The sequence below is a fragment of the Enterobacter sp. BRE11 genome, assembly GCF_031844285.1.
Taxonomy (GTDB): Bacteria; Pseudomonadota; Gammaproteobacteria; order Enterobacterales; family Enterobacteriaceae; genus Pantoea.
The window spans coordinates 109702-123604 of the sequence record NZ_JAUZUX010000002.1; the positions used below are offsets into that span (position 1 = coordinate 109702).

16 protein-coding genes are annotated in these 13903 nt (G+C 60.1%); 10 read left to right on the plus strand and 6 right to left on the minus strand.

Translation table 11 applies throughout. The features are described from left to right. Nucleotides 1–32: 32 nt before the first annotated feature. Complete coding sequence (eptA, locus tag Q9R34_RS02685) at nucleotides 33–1667, minus strand: phosphoethanolamine transferase EptA (protein ID WP_434127051.1); 1635 nt, start codon at nucleotides 1665–1667, stop codon at nucleotides 33–35. 207 nt (nucleotides 1668–1874) lie between these two features. Here eptA and Q9R34_RS02690 point away from each other — a divergent pair, with 207 nt between their 5' ends. The 4 genes from Q9R34_RS02690 (at nucleotide 1875) to Q9R34_RS02705 (ending at nucleotide 4279) form a co-directional block, all read left to right on the plus strand. Further along, complete coding sequence (locus Q9R34_RS02690) at nucleotides 1875–2114, plus strand: DUF1289 domain-containing protein (protein ID WP_434127052.1); 240 nt, start codon at nucleotides 1875–1877, stop codon at nucleotides 2112–2114. A 57-nt stretch (nucleotides 2115–2171) separates the two neighbouring features. Beyond that, nucleotides 2172–3068 carry an aldo/keto reductase gene (locus tag Q9R34_RS02695; RefSeq protein WP_434127053.1) on the plus strand — a complete coding sequence of 299 codons (897 nt, stop codon included), beginning with the start codon at nucleotides 2172–2174 and terminating at the stop codon, nucleotides 3066–3068. Nucleotides 3069–3154: 86 nt separating this feature from the next. Beyond that, nucleotides 3155–3676, plus strand: coding sequence for a superoxide dismutase [Cu-Zn] SodC (gene sodC, locus Q9R34_RS02700; protein ID WP_485892290.1), 522 nt, complete (start codon nucleotides 3155–3157; stop codon nucleotides 3674–3676). A 135-nt stretch (nucleotides 3677–3811) separates the two neighbouring features. Then, on the plus strand, nucleotides 3812–4279 hold the full coding sequence (locus Q9R34_RS02705; protein ID WP_434127055.1) for a hypothetical protein: 468 nt from the start codon (nucleotides 3812–3814) through the stop codon (nucleotides 4277–4279). Here Q9R34_RS02705 and Q9R34_RS02710 read toward each other — a convergent pair whose 3' ends face one another. Genes Q9R34_RS02710 through Q9R34_RS02720 form a run of 3 tightly spaced genes read right to left on the minus strand, consistent with a single transcriptional unit; the run spans nucleotide 4280 to nucleotide 7387 of the window. After that, nucleotides 4280–6280, minus strand: a complete 2001-nt coding sequence (locus Q9R34_RS02710) for an FUSC family protein (RefSeq protein WP_485892292.1) — start codon at nucleotides 6278–6280, stop codon at nucleotides 4280–4282. A gap of 7 nt (nucleotides 6281–6287) precedes the next feature. Then, on the minus strand, nucleotides 6288–7145 hold the full coding sequence (locus Q9R34_RS02715; RefSeq protein ID WP_485892293.1) for an efflux RND transporter periplasmic adaptor subunit: 858 nt from the start codon (nucleotides 7143–7145) through the stop codon (nucleotides 6288–6290). Beyond that, a complete protein-coding gene (locus tag Q9R34_RS02720) occupies nucleotides 7142–7387 on the minus strand; it encodes a DUF1656 domain-containing protein (protein WP_434127058.1) in 246 nt (81 codons plus the stop codon). The genes Q9R34_RS02715 and Q9R34_RS02720 overlap by 4 nt, the downstream gene beginning before the upstream one ends. A 152-nt stretch (nucleotides 7388–7539) precedes the next feature. Here Q9R34_RS02720 and slyA point away from each other — a divergent pair, with 152 nt between their 5' ends. Next, on the plus strand, nucleotides 7540–7977 hold the full coding sequence (gene slyA / locus Q9R34_RS02725; RefSeq protein WP_434127059.1) for a transcriptional regulator SlyA: 438 nt from the start codon (nucleotides 7540–7542) through the stop codon (nucleotides 7975–7977). A 46-nt stretch (nucleotides 7978–8023) separates the two neighbouring features. Here slyA and slyB read toward each other — a convergent pair whose 3' ends face one another. Then, nucleotides 8024–8491, minus strand: coding sequence for an outer membrane lipoprotein SlyB (slyB, locus tag Q9R34_RS02730; protein ID WP_434127060.1), 468 nt, complete (start codon nucleotides 8489–8491; stop codon nucleotides 8024–8026). A 278-nt stretch (nucleotides 8492–8769) separates the two neighbouring features. Here slyB and anmK point away from each other — a divergent pair, with 278 nt between their 5' ends. The 5 genes from anmK (at nucleotide 8770) to pdxY (ending at nucleotide 13241) form a co-directional block, all read left to right on the plus strand. After that, on the plus strand, nucleotides 8770–9885 hold the full coding sequence (anmK, locus tag Q9R34_RS02735) for an anhydro-N-acetylmuramic acid kinase (protein ID WP_485892295.1): 1116 nt from the start codon (nucleotides 8770–8772) through the stop codon (nucleotides 9883–9885). A gap of 17 nt (nucleotides 9886–9902) precedes the next feature. Then, the gene (locus Q9R34_RS02740; protein WP_434127062.1) at nucleotides 9903–10241 is read left to right on the plus strand and encodes an MliC family protein; all 339 of its coding nucleotides are present in this window, start codon (nucleotides 9903–9905) and stop codon (nucleotides 10239–10241) included. Between the two features lie 5 nt (nucleotides 10242–10246). Then, nucleotides 10247–10903: a pyridoxamine 5'-phosphate oxidase gene (gene pdxH / locus Q9R34_RS02745; RefSeq protein ID WP_434127063.1), complete on the plus strand. Its 657-nt coding sequence runs from the start codon at nucleotides 10247–10249 to the stop codon at nucleotides 10901–10903. Between the two features lie 138 nt (nucleotides 10904–11041). Beyond that, the gene (gene tyrS / locus Q9R34_RS02750) at nucleotides 11042–12316 is read left to right on the plus strand and encodes a tyrosine--tRNA ligase (protein ID WP_434127064.1); all 1275 of its coding nucleotides are present in this window, start codon (nucleotides 11042–11044) and stop codon (nucleotides 12314–12316) included. A 64-nt stretch (nucleotides 12317–12380) separates the two neighbouring features. Beyond that, a complete protein-coding gene (pdxY, locus tag Q9R34_RS02755) occupies nucleotides 12381–13241 on the plus strand; it encodes a pyridoxal kinase PdxY (protein ID WP_485892296.1) in 861 nt (286 codons plus the stop codon). 34 nt (nucleotides 13242–13275) lie between these two features. On the opposite strand, the gene gstA is transcribed toward pdxY, so the two are convergent. After that, nucleotides 13276–13881 carry a glutathione transferase GstA gene (gene gstA, locus Q9R34_RS02760; protein WP_485892297.1) on the minus strand — a complete coding sequence of 202 codons (606 nt, stop codon included), beginning with the start codon at nucleotides 13879–13881 and terminating at the stop codon, nucleotides 13276–13278. Nucleotides 13882–13903 lie beyond the last annotated feature (22 nt).

Below are 13903 nucleotides of genomic sequence, written 5' to 3' on the forward strand. Positions count from 1 at the left end.
AAGGTAGTAGACCGATCGGTCAGATGCAACGCTTAGCCCACTTTTCGGCACGTTCTGATCATATCGAGCTGCGGCTGATATTCGCTGGTCTGCACGTTGAACATTCCCAGCAGCGTATGAAACAGGTTGTCCTGCGATACCGTAGCCGAAGGCGCCTGCTTGCGCAGACAGGCCTGATCAATGCCGTAGGTTTTAGCGTAGTCGTCTGACATCCACAGCAGTAAAGGAATATGGGTCTGCTGAGACGGCGCAAACAGATAGGGCGCGCCGTGCAGATACATGCCGTGTTCGCCGAGCGATTCGCCGTGGTCGGAGAGATAGACCAGCGCCACGTTGAAGCGGTCGCTCAGTCCCTTCAGCATATCGATGGTGCGGCTCACCATATCGTCAGTGTAGAGAAGGGTATTATCGTAGGTATTTATCAGCGCCTGATGATCGCAATCCTGAATCTGATTGCTGTCGCAGGTCGGGGCAAACTGGCGGAACTGCGGCGGATAGCGGCGATAGTAGGCGGGACCGTGGCTGCCCATCTGATGCAGCACGATAATGCCGTCGTTATTCAGGCTATGGACATAATTATCCATCCGGTGCAGCAGCACGTCGTCGAGGCAAGATCCGTCCTGGCACCAGGCGTTCAGCTTCCACAGCGTCATATCGGTATGCGGCACGCGATCGCAGGCGCCTTTACAGCCGCCGTCGTTTTCGCGCCACAGCACGCTGACGCCCGCATGGCCGAGGATATCCAGCACGCCATCCTGATGATGCGCCAGATTAGCGTCGTAGTGGGCGCGCGGCATATTAGAGAACATGCAGGGCACGGAGATGGCGGTTTCGGTGCCGCACGAGGTCGCCTGCGGATAGTAAATGACGTTCTGTTTTTTCAGCTGCGGGTTGGTTTCGCGCGCATAACCGCCCAGCGAAAAGTTTTCCGCACGGGCAGTTTCGCCAACGACCAGCACCACCAGCGTTTTTTTCTGCTCTGCCGTAATGACGGGACCTTTATGCGCGTCCTGCCCGATATGGACCCAGGCCTGGCTGCCTTTCATCCAGCGGTTATTGACGTAGTGGCCAGCGCCGCTGACGATGTTGGCGGGCGTCACCATTTTGACCAGCCCTTTGTTATTGCGGATCAGCGAGGCGTAATCCTTATAAAAAAGCAGCGCCATCAGCAGGATAATCCCGAGCGACACCGCCATAAACAGCGCGCGCCAGGCGAGATTCATCCACCAGCATTTGCGACGTTTGAAGCGCGTCAGGAAGATGATGATGGTCGGCACGACGCCCATCAGCATCAGCCAGATAACGGCGTTACGACTCAGCAGCGCGGTGGATTCCTGCAGGTCGGTTTCAAAAACGTTCTGCACCATATTGGTATCGATAACGGTGCCGAAGCTAAACATAACGTAGTTCGCCGCCGCACTCGTCAGGATCAGCACCGCCAGCAGCGGCTTACGCAGGTACGGCCAGGCGACCAGGTTAAAGATCAGGCCGAACGCCGCCGTCAGCACCACAGGCAAACTGGCAGCGAAGATATAGTCGTGCAGAGACGTATAAGGAATACGCTCCCAGGCACGGAACAGAAACAGACCGTTCAGGACCAGCGCGAAGAACAGGGAAACCACCAGATTAAAGGTGGTTTCGTGACAGCGTAACTTTTTCAACCGCATGAGTATCCAGTAAAAACAAATGATCGCCAAAAGAGAATAAAGAGGATAACCTGGGCAAACCTTAACAAAAGCTCAACACTATGCCCGGGATTATCTGTTTAACCAAACTAATTAGTGACATTTAGTGACGAGACGCGCAGGCAGCAGCGAGAAAGGCGCGCGCCTTGAGCTATCTTTAAAAGAGATAATCAGCGATGTGGAGATCCTGTGGCGGAGCAACTTGAATTTTTCCCGGTACCCAGTCCCTGTCGCGGCATCTGCCAGGTAGATGCGCGCGGCTACTGCCTTGGCTGCCTGCGCAGTCGGGAAGAGCGCTTCAACTGGATGAAATTCAGCGACGCGCAGAAGCGCGACGTGCTGCGCCTGTGCTATCAGCGCCGCCTGCGGCTGCTGCGCTCGCAGAAACCGGAAGAGGATGCCGGGCCACAGCAGCCATCCCTGTTCTGAGTGCTTTTCGTTATACTCCCTGACTCTGACTGAATGAGCAAACACAGGGATATCACTATGCTACAAGCGCAACAGATCTCGCCGCAGGGCCCCGCGTTCTCTCCGCTGATTATGGGGTACTGGCGCCTGATGGAGTGGGGAATGACCCCGCAGCAGCGCGTCAGCTTTATCGAACATCATCTCTCATCAGGCATCACCACGGTCGATCACGCCGATATCTATGGCGACTACCGCTGCGAAGCCGCCTTCGGCGAAGCGCTGAAGCTGTCGCCCGGCTTGCGCGATCGCCTGCAGATCGTCACCAAATGCGGCATCGCCACGCGCGCGAAGCCGGAACATCGCATTGGACACTACATCACCGACAAAGCGCATATCGTGCAAAGCGCGGAAAACTCGCTGCGTCATTTTGCTACCGACCGGCTCGACCTGCTGCTGATCCATCGTCCCGATCCCCTGATGAATGCCGATGCGGTGGCCGAGGCGTTTCTGGCGCTGCATCAGAGCGGTAAAGTGCTGCACTTCGGCGTGTCCAACTTTACGCCGTCGCAGTTCACGCTGCTGCAGTCGCGTCTGCCCTTTACGCTGGTCACCAATCAGGTGGAGATCTCGCCGATTCAGCAAAATGTCCTGCTGGACGGCACCCTCGATCAGTGCCAGCAGCTGCGCCTGCGGCCAATGGCATGGTCCTGCCTGGGCGGTGGCGAGCTGTTTCAGGATCCGCACTATCAGCCGTTGCGCGACGAACTGGAACAAGTGCGTCTTGAAACCGGGGCCGCCAGCCTGGCGCAGGTGGTCTACGCCTGGGTGCTGATGCTGCCGAGTCAGCCGCTGCCCATTATCGGCTCCGGCAATCCTGAGCGCGTCAGCGAAGCGGTGGCGGCGCTGAAGGTTACGCTGGATCGCCAGCAGTGGTTCCGCATTCGCAAAGCGGCGCTGGGTTACGATGTGCCCTGAAGCGTAAAGCTATGTCAAACTGCAGCGGAGACTGAAAATTGCGGCCAGGCTTATCACACCCTGTGGGAGAAAAGAGGCAAGCGATAATGAAAAAATCGGTTTTAGCATGTCTGTTCGCGCTAAGCAGCGGCCTGGCTGGCAATGCGCTGGCGCAAGAGGTCACCCTGCACAAAGTGAGCGCCAAAGGCATTGGCGAAGCGATCGGCACGGTCGATATCGTGCAGACGAAATATGGCCTGACGTTTACGCCGAAGCTGAGCGGCCTGACGCCTGGCGTACACGGTTTTCATATTCACGCCAACGGCAGCTGCGAGCCGGGCGTGTCTGAAGGCAAAACGGTGGCTGCGGGCGCGGCGGGCGGCCATCTCGATCCGCAAAAAACCGGTAAGCACCTTGGCCCCTGGGGCGAGGGCCACCTCGGCGATTTACCGGCGATTTACGTCGATGAGAAAGGCAGCGCCGACCAGCCGGTGCTGGCACCGCGGCTGAAATCCCTGGATGAGATTAAGGGCAAGGCGTTAATGGTGCATATCGGCGGCGATAATCACGCCGATCATCCGCAGCCGCTTGGCGGCGGCGGCGGGCGCTACGCCTGTGGCGTGATCTGATCGTGAGCTTATCGACGGCTCCTGACGGGGCCGTTTCATTATTGTTTAGTTTACGGCTATGTTCTCCTGATGATTTACCGCCTATGATGCTGATTCTGGACACTTTCATCTGGTGCGGTCAAAGGAGAAAAAGGAATGAAGAAAACGGGCGCACTGCTGCTCTGTCTGTTGCTGGCGGGCTGCGATCAACCCAATGAAACCCAGCTCAGGACTGAAGCAGGACGTCAGCTTCAGCGCACCATCGACGCCAGCCCGGCGCGTGCCGAGTGTGAGGATATTGCGAAAGGACGCGAGCGGCTGAGCCACAGCGTGCGTAAGCGGCTTGAAGAGAAGGGCTGTCAGTCTGTCTTGCGCAGCGCCACCGAAACCAACTTCGAGCAAACGGCGATCTACCACACCAGCATGACCATGGTGTGCGGCAGCATTATCGGCAAAAGTTTTACCGGCAGCGAAATCCGGCGGCGTTTTATCTACTCGCCGGAAGAGCGCGAGCTGGTGATTGAGCCGATGTCCACCAACGATAAAACCCGTTTCGAGCAGCGTAAGACTCTGACGCAGCTGCAGGCCGATTTTGACCGTCAGCAGCTGCAGTACTGCAAATAGCTATTCTGGCACCGCCTGTTTCAGCTGCGCCAGTGAACAGCGCAGCCGCCATAGAATACCCGCCAGCGTATTCGCCTCTGTATCGCCCGCCGCCACCAGCTGGCTAATCGTCTCTTCAAGCCGGGTCAGAGTCTGATCGAGCGAGCTGTGCCGCACGCCGCGCGCGCTGATGATGCGCTGCAAATCGCCCAGGCTCGCCTCGCGCATCTGCGCCAGCGTGGTGGACGCAGGCTGCCAGTCGCGCAGCTGCCAGACGATATGCGAACAGTTGAGCAGCACGACGCCCCAGCGCAGCAGCCAGACGCGCGCCTGCTCGTCTCGGCTGCTGCTCAGCTGGCTGATGCGATGGTAAATCTGCGATTCAAAGCGGCTCTCGCTCAGGCGCGGACGGCGGCGGAGCTGGTCGAGGAACGCCATGCGCAGCCGGCGGATATGACGGCGGCTGCGTCGCGCGTCGGAGCTGGGGCGCAGGATCTGAAACGCCAGCCACGCGAGCATCACGCCGCACACTTTGGCGATATTGTCGTTGAGGAAGTCGGCATAATCCCAGCTCGGCGGGTTGGTCACCGCAATAAACGAACCCATAAAAACAATAAACTGGCCCCAGAGCGCGGCGCGCTGCTTTTGCTGCAGCTTAAACAGCTGTAGCGTCAGCAGCAGCGGAAACAGAAACAGCAGAAACTGCCACAGCTGGGAGATCTGCACCATCAGGCCAAATTTCATCACAAAGCTGAACAGCGACAGCCAGAGCAGGGTCTTCAGCAGCAGGGTGACGCTGCCGCTGGGCGAGGGCGCAGATGAGTAGAGCACGCAGGCGATGGCGGTCAGTGTCAGCGCCGCCGCGCCAGCCGACCACTGCGTGGTGATCCAGAAGGCGCAGCCCGCCACCACGGCACAAAAGGTGCGCAGCGCGCTCCAGCCCGCTTCGGCGCTGTCGCTCTCCCGCGCCAGCGCGGGCACGGGCGGCGGCTGAAAGCGGGTATCGGCGTCGGCGCGCGCCAGCAGGCGGATCCAGCGGCTAACGTTGAGATACATCCAGCAGAAGTCGCGCAGCCGCTGACAAAAGGCGCGCTGGCGGTAATCGCCGTCGGCGGCGGGGGTGATGCTGCGCAGGATCTGCGCCAGCCGGTATTTGTCGCACTGCACGCTCGCCAGCTCCTGCATCAGGGCATCGATGGCGTCATAGAGCGGCTGCGGCGCGTCGGGCCAGTTAAGCAGCATGCGACGCAGGCTGGAGAGCACGCTGGTCAGGCGCAGCTGCTGGTGCAGCACATAGTTGAGCACGTTGTTCTGGCGGCGAAAGCGGTAGTGGCTCCAGAACGCCTGGATGCGCAGCAGGTTCATGGTAAGAATCTGGCTAATCACCGCTTCATGGGCGGCACGCACCTTATCGACCTCGGTAGGCTGCAGCAGCAGCCCGGCGTGCTCCAGCAGGCGAGCGTGCATCTTCTGCAGCGAGGCGATCAGCGTCGCGCCGTCCGAGGTGCTCGGCAGCACCATCATCATAAACCCGGCGCACAGAATGCCGGAAATTACCTCACAGACGCGCGCCTGCGTCAGATCCCAGAGATCCGTCGCATCGGTCAGGTCGACGCTGCTGAACACGATAATCGCCGCGGTATAGCCCGCCAGCGAAAAGGCGTAGGCCACGTTATTTTGGTAGTGGTTGGCGATGCCGGTGCAGAACGCCAGCCAGCCGGCGATAAAAAAGGTAAACAGCCAGGGGTCGTTGAGGGTATGGCCGGCGATCAGCAGCGCGGCGCCTGCGCCCATCAGGCTGCCGACGATGCGGCCAAGGCTTTTGCTTATCGCGCCGCCGACGGTAGGAAAGCTGATCACCGCCGCCGAGGTCATCGCCCAGTAGGGCTCATCCAGATCGAGCGCATAGGCGATGCTGAGGGCGAGGCACATGGCGATGGCGTTGCGCAGCGCATAGCGCCACTGACCGGCGTCAGCCTTCACCCAGGGAAGCTGGTCCCACGCCAGCCAGTGCAGATTCATCGCGCGCTCACGGCTGGATGGCGACAGAGCAGGTGGTGCCCGCCACCAGCGGCACATTATCCGGTATCTGCGCCAGGCGAATGCGCACCGGCACGCGCTGCGCCAGTCGCACCCAGGGCACGTTTGGCTTGATATCCGGCACCAGGCCGCTGTCGCTGTCGATACTCTGGTCGTAGATAGCGCGGCCGATGCTTTCTACCTCGCCCTGCAGGCGCGTGCCGTTGCTGTAAAGCACAATCTGCGCCGGCGCGCCAGGCCGAATATGACGCAGCTTGGTCTCTTCAAAATAGCCCATCACGTAATAAGAGTGGCTGTCGACCAGCGCGAAGAGCGGCGTGCCCGCCGTGGCATAGTCGCCGACGCGCAGCGTCAGGTTGCTGATCCAGCCATCGGTCGGCGCCGTCACGGTGGTCTGCTGCAAATTCCAGCGCGCCTGGTCCAGCGCCGCCTGCGCCGCTTTAGCACTGGCCGCCATCGACGCGGCGTTCAGCTGCGCGGCGTCGAGATCTTCGGCAGAAATCACGTTGCGCGGCAGGCTGGCGCGGCGGCGCGCTTCATGCTGCGCCTTCGCCAGGTCGGCCTGCGCCTTCGCCAGCTGCGCCTCGGCGTTATCCAGCGCAATCTGCCAGGGCACGCTATCTAGGGTCAGCAGCGTCTGACCCTGATGCACAAACTGATTATCCTTTACCGCCAGCGAGACGATGCGCGCCGAAATCTGCGGAGTCACCTGCGCCAGCTCGGCGCGGACTTTGCCGTCGCGCGTCCAGGGCGACTGCATGTAGTAGTTCCACATCCACCAGCCCGCCAGCAGGGCGGCCGCGAAGACGATCAGCGTGGAAAAATATTTCACTGCATTGAATTTCATGGTGCGTATCCCTGTGCCAGCAGAAAAAGCGCGGCGGCGACGCAAAGTACGAAAAGCGAGAGATCCAGCAGCGTTGGATGCCAGATATCCCCCGAGTAGATCCAGCCGCGCAGCAGCGGATGAAGAATAAGCCAGAAGAAGAAGCCGAGCAGGACCGCTTTAAACAGCGGCGGAAAAAACAGCGAGGCGCCGAACACCAGGTCGGTCAGGGGCCCAGCCGCATGAAAGGGAAAAATAGCCACGCATCGTCCTTCTGATATTACCCTGGCACCGGTCTCAAAAAGCGTAGATGAACCGTTGGGGCTTTGCCCGGGGTTTGTAATTTGTCCTTTAAACTCGCAGAATAGTGTAAAATCTGGCTTGATAGCTAGCAAGCTAATTATAAGGAGATGAAATGGATACGCCCCTTGGAACGGATTTGTCTCGCCTGGTGCGCATCTGGCGCGCGTTGATCGATCAGCGACTGAAGCCGCTTGAGCTGACGCAGACGCACTGGGTCACGCTGCACAACATTCATCAGCTGCCGCCGGAGCAGTCGCAGATTCAGCTGGCGAAAGCGATCGGCATCGAGCAGCCGTCGCTGGTGCGCACGCTGGATCAACTGGAAGAGAAAGGATTGATTACCCGCTCGACCTGCGCGAACGATCGCCGCGCGAAGCGCATCAAGCTGACGCGTCAGGCGGAGCCGATTATTGAGCAGGTTGAGAGCGTGATCGACGCCACGCGCGACGATATTCTTGCCGGCATCAGCCGCGACGAGATCAACCAGATGGTGACCCTTATCGCCCGTCTGGAGAAAAACATTCTCGAGCTACAGAATCGGGAAAAATAAAAAAACCGACGCCGCGGCGTCGGTTTTTTTTGCTGAGGCGATGCGATCAGCGCGGCGAAACGGTGATCTGGCTCCCGTTAGACGCCAGCGCGACGCGCTGCCCGACAGAGTAGCGGCTGGCCGCCTGCTTCTGCACCACCATGATGGTATTGCCGTCATCCTTGCGGATTTCCAGCTCGACGCCGTCGGTTTTATTCATTGCGCCCTGAACGCCCTGGCCCGCCAGGCCGCCGGCGATCGCGCCGCCTGCGGTGGCCAGGCTGCGTCCGGTGCCGCCGCCGATGGTGTTGCCGAGGAAGCCGCCCAGCACCGCGCCGCCGATAGCGCCGATCACGTTGTTGTCATCGCCGCCCTGAATCTTAACCGGACGGACCGAGACCAGCGTGCCGTAAGACACGCTCTGAACCTGCTTAGCCTCACTGGCACTGTAGGTATCGCCTGACAGAGTACTGGTATTTGAGCAGCCAGCCAGCGTAATGCCAGCCAGTGCGACAGCAACGAAACGCTTGATCATTTGTAACTCCTTTCTTAAGCAATGCGCCATGTGTATCGCGAAATCCTGCAAACAGTATAAGACACAAAGCAAATTAATCTTAGTCTGAGTAAAACAGGTTGAAGCCAAGCATAGACTATTGGCGATCAACAAAAATTCAACTAAGGGCGAAAAAAAGTTGCGCAAGGTTATTTGTTGCTTAAAGTCGGGAAAACCTCAGGTAATCGTCGAATCGGGCGCGATAATTTGCCAGACTGAGGGGTGTTAATCGCACTTCCGCCACCCAGTAAGGACCAGGAATGAAATCAGGACGTTATATCGGCGTTATGTCAGGCACCAGCCTGGACGGCGTTGACGTGGTGCTGGCCGCCATTGATGAGCATATGGTGGCGCAGCAGGCGAGCTATTCTCATCCGATGCCGGGTGAGCTGCGCCAGCAGATTCTGGCGATCAGCCAGGGCCAGCAGCTGACGCTTTCGCAGCTCGGCCAGCTCGATACGCGCCTTGGCCGGCTGTTCGCTGACGCGGTCAAAGCCCTGATGCATCGCGAGGCGCTGGAGCCGGGCGATATCGTCGCCATCGGCTGTCACGGGCAGACTGTCTGGCATGAACCACAAAGCGAGGCGCCAAATACGCTGCAAATTGGCGATAATAATCAGATTGTCGCCGCCACCGGTATCACCGTGGTTGGCGACTTTCGCCGCCGCGATATGGCGCTGGGCGGGCAGGGGGCGCCGCTGGTGCCGGCATTTCATCAGGCGCTGCTGATGGATGCGGTGGAGCGCCGCATGGTGCTGAACATCGGCGGCATCGCCAATCTTTCGCTGCTGATCCCCGGTCAGCCGGTACGGGGCTTCGACACCGGCCCCGGCAATATGCTGATTGACGCATGGATCTGGCGCCACCAGGGCAAGCCTTTCGACCAGGACGCAAGCTGGGCGCGCAGCGGCAGCGTGGTGCCCGCGCTGCTGGAGCAGATGCTGCGCGATCCCTGGTTTGCGCTGCCGCCGCCGAAAAGTACCGGGCGCGAATATTTCAATCTGGGCTGGGTCGAGCGTCAGCTGCAAACTTTCCCGGGCCTGGCGCCGCAGGACGTGCAGGCGACGCTGACCGAGCTGAGCGCCGTCACCATCGCCCATCAGGTGCAGCTTAACGACGGCTGCGACCGGCTGCTGGTGTGCGGCGGCGGCGGCCGCAATCCGCTGCTGATGGCACGCCTCGCCGCGCTGCTGGCAGGAACCGAAGTGGCCACCACCGACGCTGCGGGCATTCGCGGCGACGATATGGAGGCGCTGGCGTTCGCCTGGCTTGCCAGCCGCACGCTCTCCGGTCTGCCCGGCAATCTGCCCGCCGTGACCGGCGCGGCGGCAAAAAGCGTGCTCGGCGCTATCTATCCAGCTAATCCGCTCTACTGACAGTAAGGAGAATCACGATGAAACAGGGGTTAATGCTTGTCGCCACATTGCTGCTGAGCGGCTGCGGTCTGCTGCATAAGCAGGCTGAAGGGCCGCAAACGCTGCACTACCGCTGCGGCACCCTGCCGCTGACCGTCACGCTCGACAACGCCAGCGAGCAGGTCAGCTTTATCATGGACGGCCAGCCGCTAACGCTGAAGCGGGCGATCTCCGCCTCAGGCGCGCGCTACAGCGACAGCGACGAAAAATATGTATTCTGGACCAAAGGCGACACTGCCTTTATCGAACGTGACGATAAAATCGTCGTTAACGACTGTCAATTGCAGCCAGCCAACCAGCCTGTTCATTTTGAGTAATCTATATGAGCGCAAACTTCACTCTGCAAGATATTGCCAGCCTGCGCCGCGAATATACGCGCGGCGGGCTGCGTCGCAAAGATCTGCCGGACCAGCCGCTGGCGCTGTTTGAAACCTGGCTGCGTCAGGCGTGCGAGGCGCAGCTGCCCGATCCCACCGCCATGACCGTGGCAACGGTTGACGATCAGGGACAGCCTTACCAGCGCATCGTGCTGCTTAAGCACTACGACGACAGCGGCCTGGTATTCTACACCAACCTCGGCAGCCGCAAGGCGCAGCAGCTGGCCAGTAACCCGCGCATTTCGCTGCACTTTCCCTGGCACTTTCTGGAGCGTCAGGTCATGGTGCTGGGCGAGGTTGAGAAGCTGTCGTCGCTGGAGGTACTGAAATATTTCCATAGCCGCCCGCGCGACAGTCAAATCGGCGCCTGGGTATCGCGTCAGTCGAGCCGGATATCGGCGCGCGGCGTGCTGGAGGGAAAATTCCTCGAGCTGAAGCAGAAATTTCAGCAGGGCGAGGTACCGCTGCCGAGCTTCTGGGGCGGATACCGGGTCAAATTTCATACCATGGAGTTCTGGCAGGGCGGCGAACATCGCCTGCATGACCGTTTTCTCTACCAGCGCGACGACAACGGCTGGAAAATCGACCGCTTAGCCCCGTAAAACAGCGTTTTTCTCCTCTCTCAGCGCTGGCACAGAAGTCGCCAGCGCTTTATGCTATAGCCCTCTTTTTTTTTTCTCCGCACTCAGCGGAAAGCTGTGTACCAGCATAGGTGCAGTCTGATCAATTTGGAGTCAGTGATGACCAGCAGTAACCTGATACAACAATTGCAGGAACGAGGCTTAATCGCCCAGGTAACGGACGAGGAAGCGTTAGCAGAGCGACTGGCGCAAGGGCCAATCGCCCTCTATTGCGGCTTCGATCCGACCGCTGACAGCTTGCATTTGGGCCATCTGGTGCCGCTGCTCTGCCTGAAACGTTTTCAGGATGCCGGACACAAGCCGGTCGCGCTGGTGGGTGGTGCCACCGGTCTGATCGGCGATCCCAGCTTTAAAGCAGCAGAACGCAAACTCAACACCAGCGAAACCGTAGGCGAGTGGGTGGAGAAGATCCGCCGTCAGGTCGCGCCTTTCCTCGACTTCGACTGCGGCGACAACAGCGCTATCGCCGCCAACAACTACGACTGGTTCGGCGGCATGAACGTGCTGACCTTCCTGCGCGACATCGGCAAACACTTCTCTGTGAATCAAATGATTAACAAAGAAGCGGTTAAACAGCGCCTGAACCGCGACGACCAGGGGATCTCCTTTACCGAGTTCTCCTACAACCTGCTGCAGGGCTACGACTTCGCCGAGCTGAACCAGCGTCACGGCGTGTCGCTGCAGATTGGCGGATCCGATCAGTGGGGCAACATCACCTCCGGTATCGATCTGACGCGTCGTCTCCATCAGAACCAGGTCTTCGGCCTGACGGTGCCGCTGATCACCAAGTCCGACGGCACCAAATTCGGCAAAACCGAAGGCGGCGCGGTGTGGCTCGATGCGAAGAAAACCAGCCCCTATAAGTTCTACCAGTTCTGGATCAATACCGCGGACGCCGACGTCTACCGCTTCCTGAAGTTCTTCACCTTCCTCAGCCTTGACGAGATCAACGCGCTGGAAGAGGAAGACAAGAACAGCGGCAAAGCGCCGCGCGCGCAGTACGTGCTCGCCGAGAGCGTCACGCGCCTGGTGCACGGCGAAGCGGGCCTGGCGGCGGCGAAGCGCATTACCGAGAGCCTCTTCTCCGGCGCGCTGAGCGACATGACCGAAGCGGACTTCGAACAGCTGGCGCAGGACGGCATGCCGACCGTGCAGCTGGGCGCGGAAGACGATCTGCAGCAGGCGCTGGTGAATGCCGAGCTGGTGCCGTCACGCGGCCAGGCGCGCACCATGATTGGCTCCAACGCCGTCGCTATCAACGGCGAGAAGCAGTCAGACGCGGAGTACCGCTTCAGCGAGAGCGATAAGCTGTTTGGCCGCTACACGCTGCTGCGTCGCGGGAAAAAACATTACTGCCTGATCGTCTGGCAGTAAGCGCTTCAGGGCCGGTTTCCGGCCCTTTTTTATGGCAGGCAAGGGCAAGGCAGTTCAGAACATAATGAAAAATATTCTCGCAATTCAGTCGCATGTGGTATTCGGCCACGCTGGCAACGCCGCCGCCGAATTTCCGATGCGGCGCATGGGCGCCAACGTCTGGCCGCTCAACACCGTACAGTTCTCAAACCATACCCAATACGGCCACTGGACGGGCACGGTGATGCCCGCGACGCACCTGACGGAGATCGTCAAAGGCATCAGCGCTATCGACCGGCTGAAATCCTGCGATGCGGTACTGAGCGGCTATCTGGGCTCGGCTGAGCAGGGTGAACAGATCCTGGAGATTGTGCGCATGGTGAAAGCCGCCAACCCGGACGCCTGGTTTTTTTGCGATCCGGTGATGGGACATCCTGAAAAAGGGTGCATCGTGGCGCCTGGCGTGGCGGAGTATCACTGCAAGTACGCCATGCCCGCCAGCGACATTATCGCGCCGAATCTGCTGGAGCTGGAGATGCTCAGCGAGCGCAGCGTCACCAACGTAGAAGAGGCGATCGCGGCGGCGCGCGCGCTGATTGCGCAGGGCCCGCGCGTGGTGCTGGTGAAACACCTGGCGCGCGCCGGACGTCGCAGCGATCGCTTCGAGATGCTGCTGGTCACGGCGCAAGAGGCCTGGCATATCAGCCGTCCGCTGGTCGATTTCGGCGTGCGCCAGCCAGTCGGCGTCGGCGACCTCACCAGCGGCCTGCTGCTGGTCAATCTGCTCCACGGCAAGGATCTGAAGCAGGCGCTGGAGCACGTTACCGCCGCCGTGTACGAAGTGATGCTGACCACGCACGCGATGGGTGAATATGAGCTGCAGCTGGTAGCGGCGCAGGAGGCTATCGCCCAGCCGACCCAGCACTTCGCCGCCGAAGCGCTGTAAACCAGCGGGGACGATATCGCATCGGCCCCGCTAGTCAGGCGGCGCCTTCCGCCTTCAGCGCCGCCTGCACCGCAGGCCGCTGCGACGTTCGCTGAAACCAGGCGTCCAGCGCCGATAGCCCTTCCAGCTCCAGCTTCAGCGCATGCGCCCAGCGCACCATCACGTACAAATAGGCGTCCGCCACGCTGAAGCGCAGCCCCATCAGCCACTGCTTGTCCTGCAGCGCCTTGTCGACGAAGCGAAACTGCTGCTCCAGCCGGGCGCGCAGCAGAGGCTTGTAGCTGTCGGGCGTATCGGCCTTAAATAGCGGCGTGAAGGTTTTATGCAGTTCGCTGCTGATAAAGCTCAGCCACTCCAGCGTGTGATAGCGCGTCAGGCTGCCGACCGGCGCCAGCAGCTGGCGATCGGGCTTCAGATCCGCCAGATACTGCACAATCGCCACGCCTTCGGTCAGGAGAGTGCCGTCATCCAGCTCCAGCGCCGGCACCTGGCCTTTTGGATTGATTTGCCAGTAATCTTCGCTGCACTCGGTGAGTTTTTTCGTCAGATCGACATTAACCTGCGTGAAGTCGAGCCCGCACTCACGCAGCACGATATGCGGCGAAAGCGAGCAGGCGCCAGCCTTACAGAAGAGTTTCATCACGGACCTCCGGATTGCGACA